Raw genomic sequence first — 17986 nt, 5'->3', positions numbered from 1 at the left:
GCGGTCAGGCCTCGGCGGAGACGCCCACGTGGTCCCGGACCCAGCCCACGATCTCCTCGGTGTTCGCGCCCGGGGTGAACACCCGGGCCACCCCGAGCTGGGCCAGCTCGGGCAGGTCGGCGTCGGGGATGATCCCGCCCCCGAAGACGACGACGTCGTCGACGTCCCGCTCGCGGAGCAGCTCGGCGAGCCGCCGGAACAGCGTCATGTGGGCGCCGGAGAGCACCGAGAGGCCGACCGCGTCGGCGTCCTCCTGGACGACGGTGTCCACGATCTGCTCCGGCGTCTGGTGCAGCCCGGTGTAGACGACCTCCATGCCGGCGTCGCGGAGCGCCCGGGCCACGATCTTGGCGCCCCGGTCATGGCCGTCGAGGCCCGGCTTGGCGATCACGACTCGAATGCGCTCAGCTGCCACGACCGCGACTCTAGGGGCGCGAGGGTGGTCCACGTCACCCCCGAGCGGGGGAACCGCGCCGCCAGCGCCAGGCCAGCAGCGTGAGCCCCACCGCGCCGAGGGCCAGCACCAGCAGGCCGGCGCCCGGCACGGTCCACTCCAGGTCGGGACTGGACCAGGCGTCGCGGAGCCCGGTCAGCGCGCTGTCCAGCAGGAAGACGGCGACGGCGAGCAGGCCGCCGACGGCGGCGAGCCGGGGCCGCAACGACGGCGCGACGACGGCGGACAGCACGAGTGCGCCGGCCAGCAGCAGCCCGCCCAGCAGTGCCAGCCCCGGCCGCTCCAACAGTGCCTGCGGCCCCTCCTGGTCCACGACGACCTCCAGCCCGGTCAACGGGTCGGTCACCACCCGGTCCGGGACGTCGGCCGCCGGCAGCGCCAGGGCCATCACCGCTGCGACGCCGAGGAGCGCCGCCGAGCCGGCGAGCACCGGCCGCAGCGGGTCCAGCGCCCCGCCGTCCTCCATCACGGTGCGGCTCCAGGCGGCGAAGGCGGTCAGGCCGGCGAGGACGGCGAGGCTCAGGGCGAGGACCCCGAGCACCCAGCCGGTGGCGGTCTCCACCGAGCTGGTGAGCACCAGCTCGCCGGCCAGCACCTCGACCGCCGGCCGGGTGGTCGACCCCTGCCCCCGGTGGAGCTCGATGAGCAGCCGGCCCACGGCCAGCGCACCGGTGACCGCCGCGTAGGCCAGGCCGAGTCGAGGCACCCGCCCGAGAGCCAGCCCGGCGCCCACGGCGATCGAGGCGACCGGCGCCACGAGGGAGACGACGGCGTCCAGCGCCCCCTGCACCGGGGTCACCGCGATCCCCCCGACCACGAGGTAGGTCGGGAAGACCGCCGCTGCGCCGGCCAGTCCGGCGAGCAGGAGCAGCACCCCGCAGATCCGGGCCAGCACCGGGACCGCTCCGACGACGAGCTGGTCGGGGCCGGAGGTGGACGGCGCGGTGGCACCGGCCCGGGAGCCTCCGGAGCGGCGGGCCGCGGGGGTGCGCGCGGCGGCAGGCCGGCCTGGCTCGCCGGTGCGGGCGGGGTCGCGGTCACGGGCGGGCACTGGGGTTCTCCTCCGGATCGAGCTCTCTGGCCGCGAGCGCGTGTCGCGTGACAGTTGTGTGACGTTCAACACAACGGGGCATTACGGTCCCCTGCACCGAGCACACCACTGCTCATGGCGCGCCGCCCGGCGCGGTGCCGAGGCGGACGGGAGGGGGAACGGCGTGCACGAGCCCGTCCTGCCCTCCGCACCAGCCTGGCACGCCCCGCGCGCGGGAGCACGGAGCGACGTCCCCGCGGCGCCGACACCCCCGCGCCGCACCGGCCTCCGGCGACTGGTCTCCCCGGGTGCGCTCACCGGCAGCCTCACCGAGCTGGCGTGGGTCGGCGCTCACACCCTGCTCTACCCCCTGGGCACCCGCACCGAGCGGCTGCGCCCGGACGGGAGCTACCGCCCCGGCGCGCAGCCCGCCGCCGTCCGCGCCCTGTTCGCCGCCGACCCCCTCGCGGCCCGGATCCCCGTCGTGCTGGTCCACGGGCTGATCGACAACCGGTCGGTGTTCACGGTGATGCGCCGCAGCCTCCGCCGGCGCGGCTTCGCCCAGGTCTGCACGTGGAACTACAGCCCGCTCCTGCGCGACGTGGAGAGCGCCGCCGAGGCACTGGGCCAGCACATCGAGGAGGTCTGCCGGGCGACCGGCCACGACCGGGTGCACGTGGTCGGTCACAGTCTCGGCGGGCTGGTCGCCCGGTACCTCGTGCAGCGCCTGGGCGGCGATGCGCGGGTGGAGTCCCTGGTGACCCTCGGGACGCCGCACGGCGGGAGCCGGTGGGCGCACGTCCTGCCCACCCGCCTGGTGCGCCAGCTGCGGCCGGGGTCGGACCTGTTCCAGGAGCTCGCCGCCCCGGCGCCGCAGTGCCGCACCCGCGTGACGGCGGTCTACAGCGACCTGGACCAGATGGTCGTGCCGTCGTCGGCCGGGCGATGCGAGCACCCCGATCTCCGGGCCCGCAACGTGCTCGTGCCGGGCGTCGGGCACATGTCGCTGCCGATCCACCGGGGCGTGGTCGACGAGGTCGCCGCGACCCTGGCCGGCCTGCGCAGCGCCGAGGCGGACCCTCCCGCCGCTGCCGCCTGACCACGACGACAACACCTGCCAAGTGCGGGTGTCGTCACTCATCGTTTGTGGTGTCGACACGCGCTGTCAGATCGTTGAACCACCCATCGCCCCTCCGTAGCGTCGCGAATGACACCGATGGGATTTCCACCGGCGTCACCGAACCGCAGTGCCAGCACCCGCCGCCCCGCGCGGCCCGCTGGTGCTCGACGACGCCCGGCTCCCCGCGGCGTGCTGCCCGGGAGGTGCCCGTTGTCCCGTATGCGAACACTCGTGGGCCGCACGCAGTCCGAGATCGCCCCCACCGACCCGTCCGGCGACTGGGCCGACGACTTCGACGGCGACTGGGACTGGGACCGCGAGTGGGCGGCCACCCAGGACGCCGACCCGAGCACCGCCGCCCGCGCCACGGCCGGACCCGACGAGACCCCCGCGAGCCCCCCGGACGACGTCGCACGACGCGCGTTCCCCCGCCCGCCACGGCGCCGGGCACCCGCGCTGCTGGCCGTCGCCGTCGCCGGCGCCCTGGCGACCTCGCTGCTGGGCGGACTCAGTGACCCGGAGCCCGCCCCGGTGGCCTCTGGGGTGGACTACGGGCTGGGTCTGGCCGATGCCAGCTTCGCCGGCGGCGTGGACGTCGAGGGCGCGCGCGGGGAGATCAGCCAGGCGGAGGCCCAGGCACGGCTGAGCGAGATCGCCGCCTCCCGGGCCGCCCGCGAACCGGACTTCGTCGTCCCCACCGCCGGGCGGCTGACCACCTGCTTCTGCCAGCGCTGGGGCACCATGCACTGGGGTCTCGACCTCGCTGCCCCGCTCGGCACCCCGATCTTCGCTGCCGCCGACGGGGTCGTGCTGCGCGCCGGCCCGGCGTCGGGCTACGGCAACGCCGTGTACATCCAGGACGCCGACGGGAACGTCCAGATCTACGGGCACATGCGCTACTACGACGTGGCGGCCGGCGACGTCGTCTCGGCCGGCGAGCAGATCGCCAAGGTCGGCAACCAGGGCCAGTCGACCGGGCCGCACCTGCACTTCGAGATCCACCGCGGTGGGATGAACGGCAAGCCGATCGACCCCGAGGACTGGCTCGCCGAGCGGGGCCTGTCCGTCGGCTGAGGCACCGCCGACGTCCCTACGCTGCCGGGCATGACCGCCCCGACTCCGTACCTGCACCTGCCCGGTACCGCGCGTGAGGCGCTGGCCTCCTACGCGGCCGTCTTCGGCTGCGGGTTCGCCGCGCACTCCTTCGCCGACTTCGGGCGCGAGGACGGCCCGGCCGACGCCGTGGCCCACGGGTACCTGGTGGACTCACCGGTCGCCCTGTTCGCCGCCGACGCGGCCGGCGACGAGCAGGCCTTCCGGTCTGCGGGACTGATGTGGTCGCTGCTGGGGGTCGCCGCCCCGGCCACCCTGCGCAGGTGGTTCACCGGCCTGTCGGTGGGTGGGCGGGTCGTGGAGGACCTGCAGCGGCGCCCCTGGGGCGCCTCCGACGGCCAGGTGGTCGACCGCTTCGGCGTCCACTGGCTGATCGGCTTCGAGGGCGACGAACAGCCCTGACCCACGGGCCCCTTGCAGCGGGGACGCGCCTCAGAGCTTGACGAGCGGGGCGTACCGCAGCACGAGCCGTTTGGTGCCGCCGGAGCCGAAGTCGACCGTGGCCTGCGCCTTGTCACCGGCGCCGTTGATCTCGACCACCGTGCCGAGCCCGAAGGCGTCGTGGCTGACCCGGTCGCCGACGTCGACGCTGATCACCGCCCGGTTGCCCGCACCGCCGCGCAGGCCCCCGGTCGACAACCCGGTCGAGGCGACCCGGGCCTGGGCAGAGCTCATCGGCTTGCTGGGCGCCGGCTCCAGCCGCTCCCAGTGGACGGCGTCGGACGGCAGCTCGTCGAGGAACCGGGACGGCGGGTTGTAGGCCGGCTGCCCCCAGCTGGTGCGCACGGTCGCCCGGGAGAGGAACAGCCGCTGCCGCGCCCGGGTGATGCCCACGTAGGCCAGCCGCCGCTCCTCCTCCAGCTCCCGCGGGTCACCGAGGGCCCGCAGGTGCGGGAACACGCCGTCCTCCAGACCGGTGAGGAAGACCACCGGGAACTCCAGGCCCTTGGCGGTGTGCAGGGTCATCAGGGTGACCACGCCGGCCTCGTCGCCGCTGACCGGGATCTGGTCGGCGTCGGCGACCAGCGAGACCTGCTCGAGGAACTCGGTGACGGTGCCGCCGGGGTTGGCCGCCTCGAACTCGGCGGCCACCGAGATGAGCTCGTTGAGGTTGTCGACCCGTCCCTCGTCCTGCGGGTCGGTGCTGGCCTCCAGCTCGGCGAGGTAGCCGGTGCGGTCCAGCACGCTCTCCAGCAGCGCCGCCGGGCCCGAGCCGGTCTCGACCAGCTGCTCGAACTCCTCCAGCAGCGCGACGAACTCCTGGATCGCCTTGAGCGACCGGGTGGCCAGGTCACCGACCTCCGAGCACCGGCGCAGCGCGCTGGCGAACGGGATCCGCTCGCGGTCGGCGAACCGCTCGACGCACGCCTCGGCCCGCTCGCCGATGCCGCGCTTGGGGGTGTTCAGCACCCGCCGCAGGCTCACCACGTCGGCCGGGTTCGCGACCACCTTGAGGTAGGCGACCGCGTCCCGGACCTCCCGGCGCTCGTAGAAGCGCACCCCGCCGACGACCTTGTAGGGCATGCCGACCCGGATGAACACCTCCTCGAACACCCGGGAGGCGTTGTTGGTGCGGTAGAAGATCGCGATGTCCTTGGGTTGCGCCTTGCCCTCGTCGGTGAGGGCGTCGATCTGCTCGGCGACCCAGGCCGCCTCGTCGTGCTCGTTGTCGGCGACGTAGCCCTCGATCAGCTCGCCGTCCCCGGCGTCGGACCAGAGGTTCTTCGGCCGGCGGGCGGTGTTGCGGGCGATCACCTGGTTGGCCGCGCGCAGGATGCGCTGGGTGGAGCGGTAGTTCTGCTCCAGCACGATGGTCGTGGCGTCGGGGTAGTCGCGCTCGAACTCGTCGATGTTCCGGATCGTCGCGCCGCGGAAGGCGTAGATCGACTGGTCGGCGTCCCCGACCACGCACAGCTCGGCCGGTGGCACCGGGCCACCGTGCGTGCCGACCAGCTCGCGGACCAGCACGTACTGGGCGTGGTTGGTGTCCTGGTACTCGTCGACCAGCACGTGCCGGAACCGGCGGCGGTAGTGCTCGGCCACGTCGGGGAAGGCCTGGAGCAGGTGCACCGTGGTCATGATCAGGTCGTCGAAGTCCATCGCGTGCGCCTCGCGCAGCCGCCGCTGGTAGAGGGTGTACGCCTCCTTCAGCACCTTCTCCGGCGCCGTCTGCGGGGCGTAGGACTCCTCGTCCACGAGCTCGTTCTTCAGGTTCGAGACCTGGTTGGCCAGGCTGCGACCGGGATACCGCTTGGCGTCGAGGTCCAGGTCGCGGGCGACCATCGTCATCAGCCGGACCGAGTCGCCCTGGTCGTAGATGGTGAACGAGCTCTTCATGCCGAGCTTGGCGGCCTCGGCGCGCAGGATGCGCACGCACATCGAGTGGAACGTGGACACCCACATCGCCCGGGCCCGCGGGCCGACGAGGGCGGCGACGCGCTCCTTCATCTCGCCGGCGGCCTTGTTGGTGAAGGTGATCGCCATGATCTCGCCGGGCTGCACGCCGCGGGCACCGAGCAGGTAGGCGATGCGGTGGGTGAGCACCCGCGTCTTGCCCGACCCGGCGCCGGCGACGATGAGCAGCGGACTGCCCTCGTGCACCGTGGCCTCCCGCTGCGGGCCGTTCAGGCCGGCGAGCATCCGGTCGAGCTCGCGGCCGATCTGGCCGGAGGTCTGCCGGGTGAGCGCGGCGGTGCCGGGGAGGGTGTGCTGGGGGCTGTTCATGACCCCGCCACTCTAAGCCGGGGCACCGACAGCTCCGGGGGTCCCGCGTGTCGCCCCGGGACGGCGTGACCTGGCCACGCGGTCGGCGGTGTGACAGACTCCTCGGCGTGCTGACGCATCGCGAGTTTTCCTACGGCCACCGGGTTCCGGTGTCCGTACTCGCTGGCTGATCAGCCACCGCACACGACGCCCCGGGCCCAAGGCCCCGGGGCGTTTTCTGTGTCCCGGGTCCGATGGCCTCATCCCCGCCCCGGAGGACCCGATGAGCAGCACCCTCTCCCCCAGCGTCCCCACCGAGGACCCTGCCGACCCGGCCGAGCACATCGACGCACTGCGCGCCGAGATCGACGCCTGCGACGCGCAGATCATCGAGCTGGTCCAGCGTCGGCTGGCCGTCTCCCGGGAGATCGGCGCGCTGCGCACCGCCTCGGGCGGCATGCGGCTGTCGCTGTCCCGCGAGCAGCGGGTGCTCGCCCGCTTCCGCGACGCCCTCGGCCCGGACGGCTCGACCCTCGGGATGATGCTGCTGCGCCAGGGCCGCGGCCGGCTCTGACCCCACCGGTCCCCCGATCGGGTTGAGCCCCGCGCGGGATGCTCAACGACCGGTCGCGCACGACCGATCCAGGTGGGGTGAGACCTCCTCCCGCCGAGTCCCGCGCGATGCGGTGGCTGCGCGGTGACGCACAGGACCGGACCCGGTTCGCCGACATGTACCTGCGTTTCCGGCGCCCGTACGTGTTCGGCGGCGCGGTCTCGGTGGCCAAGGTCGTCGGTGTCCCCTGGTTCGGCCTGCCGCTGGTCGCCCTCTTCCTCGCCGGGGGGCTGACCATGGTCGGCGCCGTGGTGGTCCAGCGCCGGCTGCGACGCCCGTCGGAGCCGGTGGTCGCCGCCGCCGTCCTGCTGCTCCAGCTGAACCTGGCCGTCGTGGTCCTGCTCACCGGCGGGGCCACCAGCCCCTACCTGGTCCTGCTGACCATCCCGCTGTTCAGCCAGGCGGTGTGCTTCCGCCCACCGGTGCTGGCCACCGGCGCGGCGCTCACCTTCCTGTTCGCCGGACTCGCCGTGCTCTTCGCCGACACCTTGCCAGCCGTCCCCGCCGCCCCGAGCACGGTCGGCCTCGTCGCATTCGGCACCGTGCTCCTCTGCCTGACGACGGCAGCCCGGTACCTGGCGTCCGCGGACCTGCACTCGCGCGACGGGGCCGTGCTCGATCCCATGACCGGGCTGTACAACCGGCTGACCCTCGCCGACAGGTTCGTCCAGGCCCAGGAGCGAGAAGCCGCCACCGGTGGGTCGCTCGCCCTGGTGATGTGCGACGTCGACCACTTCAAGTCCGTCAACGACACGTACGGGCACGCGCGCGGCGATGCCGTCCTGCAGGAGCTGGCCGACCGGCTGCGCACCGGCCTGCGCAGCACCGACGTCGCCTATCGGATCGGCGGAGAGGAGTTCGTCGTCCTGCTCCCCGGCCGGGACGCCGCCGGTGCACAACGGGTCGCCGAGCGGATGCGGGCGGCGGTCGCCGACACCCCGGTGGCCGGGCTCCGGGTCACCGTCTCCGCCGGCGCGGTGAGCGCTCCCGCTGCGCAGGCCTCGCTGCCTGAGCTGCTGTGGGCGGCCGATGCGGCGCTCTACGCGGCGAAGGACGCCGGACGCAACCGGGTCGTCACCGGCGTCCCCGGCCAGCGCCTGGTCATCCCGCCGCACCCCGCTGCCGCGCACCCCCTCCTGGTGCCACCACTGACCTGATCCGACCGGCTCCAGGAGACCAGCTCATCCGGCTGACCCCGCGGACACAGGACGAGCCACCTAGGCTGCGCCGGGTGATGTCGCTGTGATGCCCGTTCCCCAGCACCCGGCCGAACACGTCGAGCGCGCCCTGTGCGTGCTCGCCCACCCCGACGACGTCGACTTCGGCAGCGCCGGCACGGTCGCCACGTGGACGGCGGCGGGCACCGAGGTCACCTACTGCATGGTGACCGACGGGGACGCCGGGGGCTTCGACGAGACCCCGCGCGACCAGATGGGCCCGTTGCGCCGCGAGGAGCAGCGAGCCGCGGCCGCGGCGGTCGGTGTCACGGACGTCCGGTTCCTCGGGTACCCGGACGGACGGCTCGAGCCCACCCTGGACCTGCGCCGCGACATCAGCCGGGTGATCCGCCAGGTGCGGCCGCAGCGGGTGCTCACCAGCTCACCCGAGCGCTTCTGGGAGCGGATCGGCGCCAGCCACCCCGACCACATGACCGTGGGCGAGTCCACGTTGCGCGCGGTGTACCCCGACGCCCGCAACCCCTTCGCCTTCCCCGAGCTGCTGGCCGATGAGGGCCTGGACGCCTGGACGGTGTCGGAGGTGTGGCTGGGCGGCGGCCCCCGCTCGGACCACGCCGTGGACGTGACCGACGTGCTCGACCGCAAGCTCGCCGCGCTGCGCTCGCACGTCAGCCAGGTCTCGCACTGGCCCGAGGGCCAGTTGGCGGAGTTCCTGACCGGCTGGATGCGGCAGAACGCGCGTGCCCACGGCCTGCCCGACGACCGCCTCGCCGAAGCGTTCCAGATCGTGCACACAGCGTGACCGACACCGGTTCGGACACCGGCCTGGAACGTGCCGGACTCCTGGCCACACAGCAGTAACACAGCTCACGTACACCTCTTCCGGTCCGCCCCCTCCGGCACCGGGAGAACACGATGACCGACGCACCCCACGAGCAACCGGAGCCGGCGACCGCCGCCGCACTGCTGGAGCGCGGGCTCGGCCGCCGCGCCTTCGTCCAGGCCGCTCTCGCCACGAGCGCCGTCATGGCCAGCGGCGTCGCCACGGCATCGCCGGCCGCCGCGACCGGGCGGTACCGGGGCAAGCTGCCCCGGCAGGTCCTCCAGCCGGGCACCGGCCCCATCGACGGGGACGTGTACCTGCCCTCCCGCGTCGACGAGGTCTACTGGGGCTACCTGCCCCGCACCACCGACGCACCGGTCGCCCGGATGCGTTCCGGGCAGACGATCACCATCGACACGGTGAGCCACGAGGGGCTGCTGGAGGACCAGGGCCGCGACCCGGCGGCGTGGTTCGCCGCCCAGGGAGTCCCCCGCGAGCACGTGCTGGACGACGCCGTCGCCATCGCGGCCGGTTACGGCCGGCACCCGCGGGACTTCGACGTCGACGGCCCGCACGTGGTCACCGGCCCGGTGTACGTCGAGGGAGCGGCCCCCGGTGACGTGCTGAAGATCGAGCCGTTGTCGGCCTGGCCCCGGGTGCCGTACGGCGTCATCTCCAGCCGGCACGGCAAGGGCGCGCTCGCCGTCCAGTTCTCCCCCGACGCCGGGATCAGCCCCGCCGAGACGATGCCGCAGACGCCGGACGGCCGTGCCACCGGGGACCCGGCCCAGTACGGCAACGTCTCGGTCTTCACCCCGGTCCGCCTGGGACGTCGCGGCATCCCCACCGCCCACCTCCCGGTGGGCACGAGCGGCGAGGTCAGCTGGCCGCTGGACCCCTTCGCCGGGCTGATGGCGGTCGCCACGGTCGGCGACGCCCCGCAGCTCAACGACCCGTTGGTGAACTCGATCCCGCCGACCGTCGGCGGCGGCAACATCGACGTGAAGCACCTCAACGTCGGGTCCGCCTTCTACGTGCCGGTGGTCGCCGAGGGCGCCCTGTTCTCCACCGGCGACCCGCACATGTCGATGGGCAACGGCGAGGTGGCCCTCACCGCGATGGAGGGGTCGCTCCGGATCACCTACCGGCTCACCGTCTGCCGCCCGGGGTCCGGCGACGCGCCGTCGGTCGCCTTCCGGTACCCCTTCGGGGAGACGCCGGACGCCTGGGTGCCGATCGGCCTCTCCGACCCCGACGGTTCCCGCAACGGGCAGGGCAGTGACCTGGACGTCGCCAGCCGGCGGGCCGTGGTCAACGCGCTGGACTTCCTGCAGCACGACCTCGGCATGGACCGGGCGGTCGCCTACGCCTACCTGTCGGCGGCCGCGGACTTCGAGGTGTCCCAGGTGGTGGACCGCACCGTCGGGGTGCACGGCGTGATCCAGAAGAGCCACTTCCGCTGACGGAGGCCCCCGTCCTCGCGCGCCCGGGGGCGAGCCGCGGGGCGGGGCCTCACAGCAGGCGGTTCGTGGCCGCCCAGCGGGTGAGCTCGTTGCGGTTGGACAGCTGCAGCTTGCGCAGCACGTTGGAGGCGTGCGACTCCACCGTCTTCACCGAGATGAACAGCCGCCCGCCGATCTCGCGGTAGGTGTAGCCGCGGGCCAGCAGCTGCATCACCTCACGCTCGCGCGCCGACAGCAGGTCCAGGCCCGGGTCGGTGGCCGGGTCCTCGGCGGGGACCGGTGCGGCGGGGCCGGCGGAGAAGGCGTCCAGCACGAAGCCGGCCAGCCGGGGGCTGAAGACGACGTCGTCCTCGGCGACCCGGCGCACCGCGTCGCGCAGGTCGACCCCGGAGATCGTCTTGGTGACGTACCCGCGGGCCCCGGCCCGGATGACGGCGATGACGTCCTCGGCGGCGTCGGAGACCGACAGCGCCAGCCACCGGGTCTCGGGCAGCTCCGTGCGCAGCGACTCGAGGACGGCGTGGCCACCCCCGCCGGGCAGGTGCACGTCGAGCAGGACGACGTCCGGTGTGCTGGCCCGGATGCCGGTCACCGCGGTCGGGACGTCGGCTGCCTCGCCGACCACCTCGACCTCCTCGCCCAGCTCGGCGCGCACGCCGGCGCGGACCATCGCGTGGTCGTCGACGAGGAAGACCCGGGTGCGGTTCACAGCGACGCCTCCATCTGCGCACGTGGGAGGCAGAGCTCCACCTCGGTCCCCTCTCCCGGCGCGGACCGCACCGTCGCCGTGCCGTCCAGCCGGGTCAGCCGCCCCACCACCGAGTCGCGCAGTCCGCGCCGGTCGCCCGGCACGGCGGCGGGGTCGAACCCGGTCCCGCGGTCCCGGACGAAGACCGTCACCGAGCCCGGCGTCACCTCGCTGTACAGCGAGACCGACGACGCCCCCGAGTGCTTCGCCGCGTTGACCACCGCCTCCCGGGCGGCCTGGCCGAGAGTGGCGACCGCGTCGTCGACGGGCAGGTCACCGACGACGACGGGCTCGACGGTGACGGCGTGGTCGGCCTCCACCTCGGCCACCAGCCGGGCGACCAGCCCGGCCCAGGTGCCGCCGGTGGCGACGGTCGGCTCGTACAGCCAGGCCCGCAGCTCCCGCTCCTGGCTGCGGGCCAGGCGGTTCACCACCGTGGGGTCGGCCGCGTGCCGCTGGATCAGCGCGAGGGTCTGCAGCACCGAGTCGTGCAGGTGGGCGGCGACCGCGGCACGCTCCTCGGAGCGGATCCGGGCAGCCCGCTCGGTCGCGCGCTGGTCCAGCAGCCGGCGCCACAGCGGGGCGGTCGCCAGCGTCAGGCCGACCAGGATCACCACGGTGGCGGTGAAGCCGTTGCGCGCGTTGGCCAGCTGCCCGGTGGTGGCCAGCAGCAGCACCACCCCGACCACGCCGACGACGACGCCGGCGGCCAGCCCCCAGCGACTGGCGCTTCGGGAGAGCGAGGCGTCGGTCTCGGTCTGCCGCCAGATCAGCGCCAGCCCGATCCCGGCGAGCACCAGCGGCAGGACGACGTCGTAGCCGCCGAAGGTGAGCAGCTGGGAGACCAGCCCGAAGACGACGAAGGACAGCAGCGCCAGCAGGATCATCTGGCGGCGGCTGGGGCGCTGCCCGATCACGGCAGTCGGGTCGTCCTCCCCGGACGGGTCGGCGACCGGCATGGTCAGCCAGAGCAGCGCATAGGCGACGACGCCGACCCCGGTGAACGCCAGCCCGACCACGACGACCCGCACCACGAGCGGGTCCAGGCGCAGGTGTGCGGCGGTGCCGGCGACCACCCCGGCCAGCAGCCGGTCGCCGGCCGGCCGCGCCAGCGGGGGACGGGCCGGGCGGCCGTCGGGGAGCCGAGCCGCGGCCGGGGCGGGATGCCCGGCCGTCGGCGCGGTGCTGGTGGTCACGACACCGATGGTGTCACCGTCCCCGCGCCACGCACACCGGTGATCACCCGGAGGCAGGGCGACCGTCGCGGATCAGGGTCGGTCCAGGGGGTTCCCTGATACCGCGAGGCGATCGGAGTCGGCAGGCTCGTGGCATGACCTCAGCACTCCCTCCCTCCGCCCCGCCCCCGGCGGCCGAGCAGCCACCGGGCTCGTGGCCGCCTCCGCCGCCACCGGGCCCGGTGGCGCGTCCGCCGCTGCGCCGCAGCCGCACGGACCGGGTGATCGGCGGCGTCGCCGGCGGCCTGGCCGACTACACCGGTGTGGACGCCCTGCTGTGGCGGGTGGGCGCCATCGCGCTGACCCTCGCCGGCGGCAGCGGCCTGATCATCTACGTGCTGCTGTGGCTGCTCATGCCGGCCGCCCCCGCGGCGCCGCCCGGCCAGCCCGGTGTCCCGGACCGGGCCCGCACCGGCCCGCGTTCGCCGGTGCCCGGCGTGACGGTCGCGGCGCTGCTGATCATCGCCGGCATCGCGGTGCTGCTGGACCAGTTCACCGACGTGGAGCTGGGCGCCCGCGGCGTCCTGGGCATCGCCCTCCTCGTCGTCGGCGTCGGCCTGGTGGTCGGCGCGCTGACCGGGATCGGCCGGGGCGCCAAGGGCGGGCTCATCGGGCTGGGCCTGGTGCTCTCCGTGGCGCTGGCGATCGCCTCGACCGTCGACGTCCCGTCCGGCGGGATGGGCGACCGCACCTGGCGGCCGACGTCGGCCGCCGCCGTGCAGTCGGACTACGAGAACGGCGCCGGCGACCTGCTGCTGGACCTGCGCGACGTCGACCTCGACGACCTGGACTCCCCGATCACCACCCGGATCGAGTCCGGGATCGGCGACATCGAGGTGATCGTGCCCTTCTCCGCCGACGTGGAGCTGGACGTCGTCCAGGGGATCGGCGAGACCGACCTGTTCGGCGACAGCGTGACGAGCGGCTTCTTCCCCGGTGTGGGGACGGACGAGTGGTCCGGGGACTCCGAGCCGGAGTTCGAGATCATGATCGACTCCGGACTGGGCGACGTGGAGGTGTCCCGTGGCTGAGCACGACCCCTACGGACGGCAGGACACCGAGGTGTTCCCACAGGGCACGACCGGCAGCTCCACCGACTCCCCCAGCGACTCCTCCGACCGCCGACGCGACATCGACCCGGGGGCACTGGTGGCCGGGGTGCTGTTCATCCTGGTGGCGGTGCTGCTGATGGCCGGGGTGGACCTGGACCTCGCCTGGTTCGGCGGCGGCATCGCCTGGGTCATCCTGGTCGGGGCCGGGGTCGCGCTGCTGGTCAACGAGTGGCGCAAGGCCCGCCGCCGGGGCTGAGATCAGCGGTGGCCGGGCCCGGGGGACGCCCCCGGCCCCGGCCACTCAGCGCGTGATGACCGCCAGGGCCACGGTGCCGAGGTAGATCAGCGGCAGCAGGATGCCCTCGAAGCCGATCCCCTTGCGCTCGCGCATCACCAGCCCGGTCGCCAGCACGACGGTCATCAGGATCGTGCCGCCGAGCAGGACCAGGCTGATCTCACCGGCGTCGCGGTAGACCGGCCCCTCCAGGTAGGCGATGTCGGCCACCGGGATCATCAGGGTGTCGAAGACGTTCCCGCCGATGATGTTGCCGATGCCCAGGGTCAGCGCCCCCATCCGCACCGCGGTGATCAGCACGACGAGCTCGGGCAGCGAGGTGACCGCCGTGGTCAGGGTGAAGCCGACGACGCCGCTGGGCAGCCCGGTCGCCTGGACGACACCCAGTCCTGCCTGGCCGATCACCCAGCCGGCGACGCCGACGACCAGCGCCAGCGACGCGAGCCGGCCCCACAGCCGACGGGTCGAGGCGTCGGTGCCGTCGGGTTCGACGTCCTCGACCGTGGCCGAGGTCTGGATGGGTTGCCACATGGGGTGGTCGTGCATCCGCCGGAGCAGGACCAGCCCGTAGCCGTAGAGCAGCGGGATGAGCAGGGTCACCGGGTGGATCCAGCCCCACTGCAACGTGGGGGTGGCGTAGGCGACCACCGGCAGGGACAGCATCCCGACCAGGAGCAGCGCCTGCAGCACGTTCTCCAGTGAGGCGGCGGCGTGCTCGAGGTTGGCCCGGCGGTAGACCAGGTCGGCGATGGCCAGCCAGACCGTCTGCACCGCGACCCCGCCGATCGGGTTGGCCAGGCCGAACCCGGGATCGCCCTCCAGCGCGCCCGTCGCGGTGGTCACGATGCCCGGCAGGGAGGTGACCGCACCGAGCAGCAGGGCGCCACCGATCGCGTCGCCCAGCCCGGTCCGGTCGGCGAGCTCGTCGGCGGCGCGGGTCAGCCGGATGCCGGCGAAGACGATCACCGCCGCCATGGCGACGAGGGCCAGCGCGCTCGGCCAGAGTGGCCACACCCCGGCGGTCACTCCGGTACCTCCTCGCGTGGTCGATCAGATCGCCGACAACCTGATCATGAGGGCCCGGGCCCCGCCACTCGGCGCCCCCGAACAGGTGACGTGCCGGAGCGCCCCGCCCGACCTGCGCAGCGGCGTCCGGAAGAGGTGACGGCCCGGGTCAGTCTCTCGGAACTGGTGCCCGGCCCGAGCGCCGGCGAGGGCCGGTCAGGCCCCTTCCAGGGGCCCGCCCTGAGCCTGCGAGGGGTGGTGAGGGTCGGAGGTCAGCCGCTCGGCACTGGTGCCCGGCCCGAGCGCCGGCGAGGGCCGGTCAGGCCCCCTCCAGGGGCCCGCCCTGAGCCTGCGAAGGGTGGGGAGGAGGGGGTCCTTATTCCCACTCGATGGTGCCCGGCGGCTTGCTCGTCACGTCGAGCACGACCCGGTTGACCTCGGCCACCTCGTTGGTGATCCGGGTGGAGATCTTCGCCAGCACGTCGTAGGGCAGCCGGGTCCAGTCCGCGGTCATCGCGTCCTCGCTGGACACCGGGCGCAGCACCACGGGGTGGCCGTAGGTGCGCCCGTCGCCCTGCACGCCCACGCTGCGGACGTCGGCCAGCAGCACCACCGGGCACTGCCAGATCTCGGTGTCCAGGTGCGCCGCGGTGAGCTCCTCGCGGGCGATCGCGTCGGCCTGGCGCAGTACGTCCAGCCGGTCGCGGGTGACCTCGCCGATGATCCGGATGCCCAGGCCCGGGCCGGGGAAGGGCTGGCGCTGCACCAGGGTGTCGGGCAGGCCCAGCTGCCGGCCGACCTCGCGCACCTCGTCCTTGAACAGCGTGCGCAGCGGCTCGACCAGGGTGAAGGTGAGGTCCTCGGGCAGCCCGCCGACGTTGTGGTGGCTCTTGATGTTCGCCGTCCCGGTGCCGCCACCGGACTCCACCACGTCGGGGTAGAGGGTGCCCTGCACCAGGAAGTCGACGGTCTCGCCGTGCTCCTTGGCGTCGGCGATCACGTCGAGGGCAGCCTGCTCGAAGACCCGGATGAACTCCCGGCCGATGATCTTCCGCTTCGTCTCCGGGTCGCTGACCCCGGCCAGCGCGGCGAGGAACTGCTCGCTGGCGTCGACGACGCGCAGGTCGGCTCCGGTGACGGCGACGAAGTCCCGTTCGATCTGCTCGGTCTCGCCCTCCCGCATCAGCCCGTGGTCGACGTAGACGCAGGTGAGCCGGTCCCCGATGGCCCGCTGGACCAGCGCCGCGGCGACCGCGGAGTCGACCCCACCGGAGAGCCCGCAGATGGCCCGCCGGTCGCCGATCTGGGCGCGGATCGACGCCACCTGCTCGTCGACGACGTTGGCCATCGTCCAGCTCGGCTCCAGGCCGGCGATGTCGAACAGGAAGTGCTCGAGCACCGTCTGCCCGTGCGGGGTGTTCTTCACCTCGGGGTGGAACTGCACGCCGGCCAGCCGCCGGTCGACGTCCTCGAAGGCCGCGACCGGGGCGCCGGTGCTGGTGGCGGTGACGGTGAACCCGGGCGGCGCGGCGCTGACCGCGTCGCCGTGGCTCATCCACACCGACTGCTCGTTCGGCAGCTCGCCGAACAGCTGACCGGGGGTGGTCACGGTCAGCGGGGTACCGCCGTACTCCCGGTCGCCGGTGCGGGCCACGGTGCCGCCGAGGCTGGCGGCCATCGCCTGGAAGCCGTAGCAGATGCCGAAGGCCGGCACCCCCGCCTCGAAGACGGCCGGGTCGACCTTCGGGGCGTCCTCGGCGTAGACGCTGGAGGGCCCGCCGGAGAGCACGATCGCCGCCGGCTTGCGGGCCAGCAGCTCGGCGACCGGCACGTCGGAGCCGACGAGCTCGGAGTAGACCCCGGCCTCCCGGATCCGGCGGGCGATCAGCTGGGCGTACTGGGCACCGAAGTCGACGACCAGCACGGTCGGGAAGTCCATCGTGGCCGGGCTGCTGGTGGTGGGGCTGCTCATCGGGGGCGTCAGCCCACCAGGTGGCCGGGACCGGCCGCGGTCTCGCCGTTGCCACCGATCACCAGGTCGACCCGCTGGAACTCCTTGAGATCCCGGTAGCCGGTCTTGGCCATGGTGCGGCGCAGGGCACCGAAGAGGTTGGTGCGCCCGTCGGCGGCGGTGGCCGGGCCGAGCAGCACCTCCTCCAGCGAGCCGCGGGCCGTCGCCGGTGCGGACGTGCCGCCGCGGGGCAGCCGCGGGTGCGCGGCCACGGAGTCCCACCACACGCCGCCGGCCGGCGCCTCCGCGGCGGTGCGCAGCGGCTCCCCGAGCTGGACGGCGTCGGCACCACAGGCCAGCGCCCGGGCGATGGCGCCGCTGGTCTCGATCCGGCCGTTGGCGATGACGTGCACGTACCGGCCACCGGTCTCGTCGAGGTAGTCGCGGCGGGCCGCCGCTGCGTCGGCGATCGCGCTGGCCAGCGGGACGCGGATGCCCATCACGGCGTCGGCGGTGGACCAGCTGTCGGCCCCCACGCCGACGATCACGCCGGCGGCGCCGGTGCGCATCAGGTGCAGCGCGGTCTGGTAGTCCGCCGCGCCGCCGACGATCACCGGGACGTCGAGGTCGGCGATGAACTCCTTGAGGTTCAGCGCCTCCCCGGTGGTGGTCACGTGCTCGGCGGAGACGATCGTGCCCTGGATGACCAGCAGGTCGACCCCGGCGGCGAGCACGGTCGGGGCGAGCGCCACGGTGTGCTGCGGGGAGACGCGCACCGCCGTGGTCACCCCGGCGTCCCGCACCTCCTTGATCCGGGCGGCGATCAGGTCCGGCTTGACCGGCTCGGCGTAGACCTCCTGCAGCAGCGCGGTCGGCGGGCCGCTGTCGGCCCCGGCGGCGTCGCGCAGCCGGCGGTAGACGTCGGTCGGGTCGTCGTACCGGGCCCACAGGCCCTCGGCGTTGAGCACACCCAGCCCGCCGGCCTGACCGACCGCGACCGCGGTCTCCGGGCTGACCACCGCGTCGCTGGGGCTGGTGACGAGCGGGATCTCGAACCGGAAGGCGTCGATCTGCCAGGCGGTGGAGACGTCGTCGTGGTCCCGGGTGCGCCGGGAAGGGACGATCGACACCTCGTCCAGGTCGTAGCCCCGGCGGGCGAAGCGGTTCAGGCCGATCTCGACGTTGTCACGTACTGGCATGGGG

General features: G+C 73.9%; 17 protein-coding genes. 9 read left to right on the top strand and 8 right to left on the bottom strand.

Annotated elements, in window-relative coordinates; translation table 11 throughout:
- Positions 1–4: 4 nt before the first annotated feature.
- Both O2W15_RS12480 and O2W15_RS12475 read right to left on the bottom strand, forming a co-directional pair.
- Complete coding sequence (locus O2W15_RS12480; RefSeq protein WP_269162985.1) at positions 5–415, bottom strand: cobalamin B12-binding domain-containing protein; 411 nt, start codon at positions 413–415, stop codon at positions 5–7.
- A 34-nt stretch (positions 416–449) separates the two neighbouring features.
- The gene (locus tag O2W15_RS12475) at positions 450–1505 is read right to left on the bottom strand and encodes a hypothetical protein (RefSeq protein ID WP_269179641.1); all 1056 of its coding nucleotides are present in this window, start codon (positions 1503–1505) and stop codon (positions 450–452) included.
- Between the two features lie 163 nt (positions 1506–1668).
- Between O2W15_RS12475 and O2W15_RS12470 the strand changes: the two genes are divergently transcribed.
- The 3 genes from O2W15_RS12470 (at position 1669) to O2W15_RS12460 (ending at position 4119) form a co-directional block, all read left to right on the top strand.
- Positions 1669–2583, top strand: coding sequence for an esterase/lipase family protein (locus tag O2W15_RS12470; protein ID WP_269179640.1), 915 nt, complete (start codon positions 1669–1671; stop codon positions 2581–2583).
- Between the two features lie 252 nt (positions 2584–2835).
- Positions 2836–3678 (top strand): M23 family metallopeptidase, encoded by an 843-nt coding sequence (locus O2W15_RS12465; protein ID WP_269179639.1) that lies wholly within the window; start codon positions 2836–2838, stop codon positions 3676–3678.
- Positions 3679–3708: 30 nt separating this feature from the next.
- Entirely contained in the window at positions 3709–4119 is a 411-nt protein-coding gene (locus O2W15_RS12460) for a VOC family protein (RefSeq protein ID WP_269179638.1), read from the top strand.
- A gap of 30 nt (positions 4120–4149) precedes the next feature.
- Here the strand turns inward: O2W15_RS12460 and pcrA are convergent, their stop codons facing one another.
- Entirely contained in the window at positions 4150–6441 is a 2292-nt protein-coding gene (gene pcrA / locus O2W15_RS12455; RefSeq protein ID WP_269179637.1) for a DNA helicase PcrA, read from the bottom strand.
- Positions 6442–6703: 262 nt separating this feature from the next.
- On the opposite strand from pcrA, the gene O2W15_RS12450 reads away from it, so the two are divergent.
- From O2W15_RS12450 to O2W15_RS12435, 4 genes are all read left to right on the top strand, one after another.
- Entirely contained in the window at positions 6704–6994 is a 291-nt protein-coding gene (locus tag O2W15_RS12450; protein ID WP_269179636.1) for a chorismate mutase, read from the top strand.
- Between the two features lie 77 nt (positions 6995–7071).
- Positions 7072–8190, top strand: coding sequence for a GGDEF domain-containing protein (locus O2W15_RS12445; protein WP_269179635.1), 1119 nt, complete (start codon positions 7072–7074; stop codon positions 8188–8190).
- An 88-nt stretch (positions 8191–8278) separates the two neighbouring features.
- Positions 8279–9013, top strand: a complete 735-nt coding sequence (locus tag O2W15_RS12440; RefSeq protein WP_269179634.1) for a PIG-L deacetylase family protein — start codon at positions 8279–8281, stop codon at positions 9011–9013.
- A 113-nt stretch (positions 9014–9126) separates the two neighbouring features.
- Positions 9127–10497: an acetamidase/formamidase family protein gene (locus O2W15_RS12435; RefSeq protein ID WP_269179633.1), complete on the top strand. Its 1371-nt coding sequence runs from the start codon at positions 9127–9129 to the stop codon at positions 10495–10497.
- Between the two features lie 49 nt (positions 10498–10546).
- On the opposite strand, the gene O2W15_RS12430 is transcribed toward O2W15_RS12435, so the two are convergent.
- Both O2W15_RS12430 and O2W15_RS12425 read right to left on the bottom strand, forming a co-directional pair.
- A complete protein-coding gene (locus O2W15_RS12430; RefSeq protein WP_269162975.1) occupies positions 10547–11206 on the bottom strand; it encodes a response regulator in 660 nt (219 codons plus the stop codon).
- On the bottom strand, positions 11203–12441 hold the full coding sequence (locus tag O2W15_RS12425; protein ID WP_269162974.1) for an ATP-binding protein: 1239 nt from the start codon (positions 12439–12441) through the stop codon (positions 11203–11205). The genes O2W15_RS12430 and O2W15_RS12425 overlap by 4 nt, the downstream gene beginning before the upstream one ends.
- A 134-nt stretch (positions 12442–12575) precedes the next feature.
- On the opposite strand from O2W15_RS12425, the gene O2W15_RS12420 reads away from it, so the two are divergent.
- Together O2W15_RS12420 and O2W15_RS12415 are read left to right on the top strand one after the other, a co-directional pair.
- Entirely contained in the window at positions 12576–13511 is a 936-nt protein-coding gene (locus O2W15_RS12420; protein ID WP_269179632.1) for a PspC domain-containing protein, read from the top strand.
- Positions 13504–13788, top strand: coding sequence for a hypothetical protein (locus tag O2W15_RS12415; protein WP_269179631.1), 285 nt, complete (start codon positions 13504–13506; stop codon positions 13786–13788). Before O2W15_RS12420 ends, O2W15_RS12415 begins: the two co-directional genes overlap by 8 nt.
- Positions 13789–13833: 45 nt before the next feature.
- Here O2W15_RS12415 and O2W15_RS12410 read toward each other — a convergent pair whose 3' ends face one another.
- From O2W15_RS12410 to O2W15_RS12400, 3 genes are all read right to left on the bottom strand, one after another.
- Positions 13834–14853, bottom strand: coding sequence for a sodium:calcium antiporter (locus O2W15_RS12410; RefSeq protein ID WP_269162971.1), 1020 nt, complete (start codon positions 14851–14853; stop codon positions 13834–13836).
- Positions 14854–15208: 355 nt separating this feature from the next.
- Positions 15209–16804 carry a glutamine-hydrolyzing GMP synthase gene (gene guaA, locus O2W15_RS12405; RefSeq protein ID WP_269179630.1) on the bottom strand — a complete coding sequence of 532 codons (1596 nt, stop codon included), beginning with the start codon at positions 16802–16804 and terminating at the stop codon, positions 15209–15211.
- An 8-nt stretch (positions 16805–16812) separates the two neighbouring features.
- A complete protein-coding gene (locus O2W15_RS12400) occupies positions 16813–17982 on the bottom strand; it encodes a GuaB3 family IMP dehydrogenase-related protein (protein ID WP_269162969.1) in 1170 nt (389 codons plus the stop codon).
- Between the last annotated feature and the right edge of the window lie 4 nt (positions 17983–17986).

This window comes from Modestobacter sp. VKM Ac-2979, from assembly GCF_026967995.1.
Classification (GTDB): domain Bacteria; phylum Actinomycetota; class Actinomycetes; order Mycobacteriales; family Geodermatophilaceae; genus Modestobacter.
This window is presented reverse-complemented; position numbering and strand designations above follow the sequence as displayed.

Coding starts and splice junctions, on each gene's coding strand:
- pcrA (WP_269179637.1), bottom strand. CDS start 6,441: ATGAACAGCCCCCAGCACACCCTCCCCGGCACCGCCGCGCTCACCCGG.
- O2W15_RS12400 (WP_269162969.1), bottom strand. CDS start 17,982: ATGCCAGTACGTGACAACGTCGAGATCGGCCTGAACCGCTTCGCCCGC.
- O2W15_RS12435 (WP_269179633.1), top strand. CDS start 9,127: ATGACCGACGCACCCCACGAGCAACCGGAGCCGGCGACCGCCGCCGCA.
- O2W15_RS12450 (WP_269179636.1), top strand. CDS start 6,704: ATGAGCAGCACCCTCTCCCCCAGCGTCCCCACCGAGGACCCTGCCGAC.
- guaA (WP_269179630.1), bottom strand. CDS start 16,804: ATGAGCAGCCCCACCACCAGCAGCCCGGCCACGATGGACTTCCCGACC.
- O2W15_RS12420 (WP_269179632.1), top strand. CDS start 12,576: ATGACCTCAGCACTCCCTCCCTCCGCCCCGCCCCCGGCGGCCGAGCAG.
- O2W15_RS12440 (WP_269179634.1), top strand. CDS start 8,279: ATGCCCGTTCCCCAGCACCCGGCCGAACACGTCGAGCGCGCCCTGTGC.
- O2W15_RS12460 (WP_269179638.1), top strand. CDS start 3,709: ATGACCGCCCCGACTCCGTACCTGCACCTGCCCGGTACCGCGCGTGAG.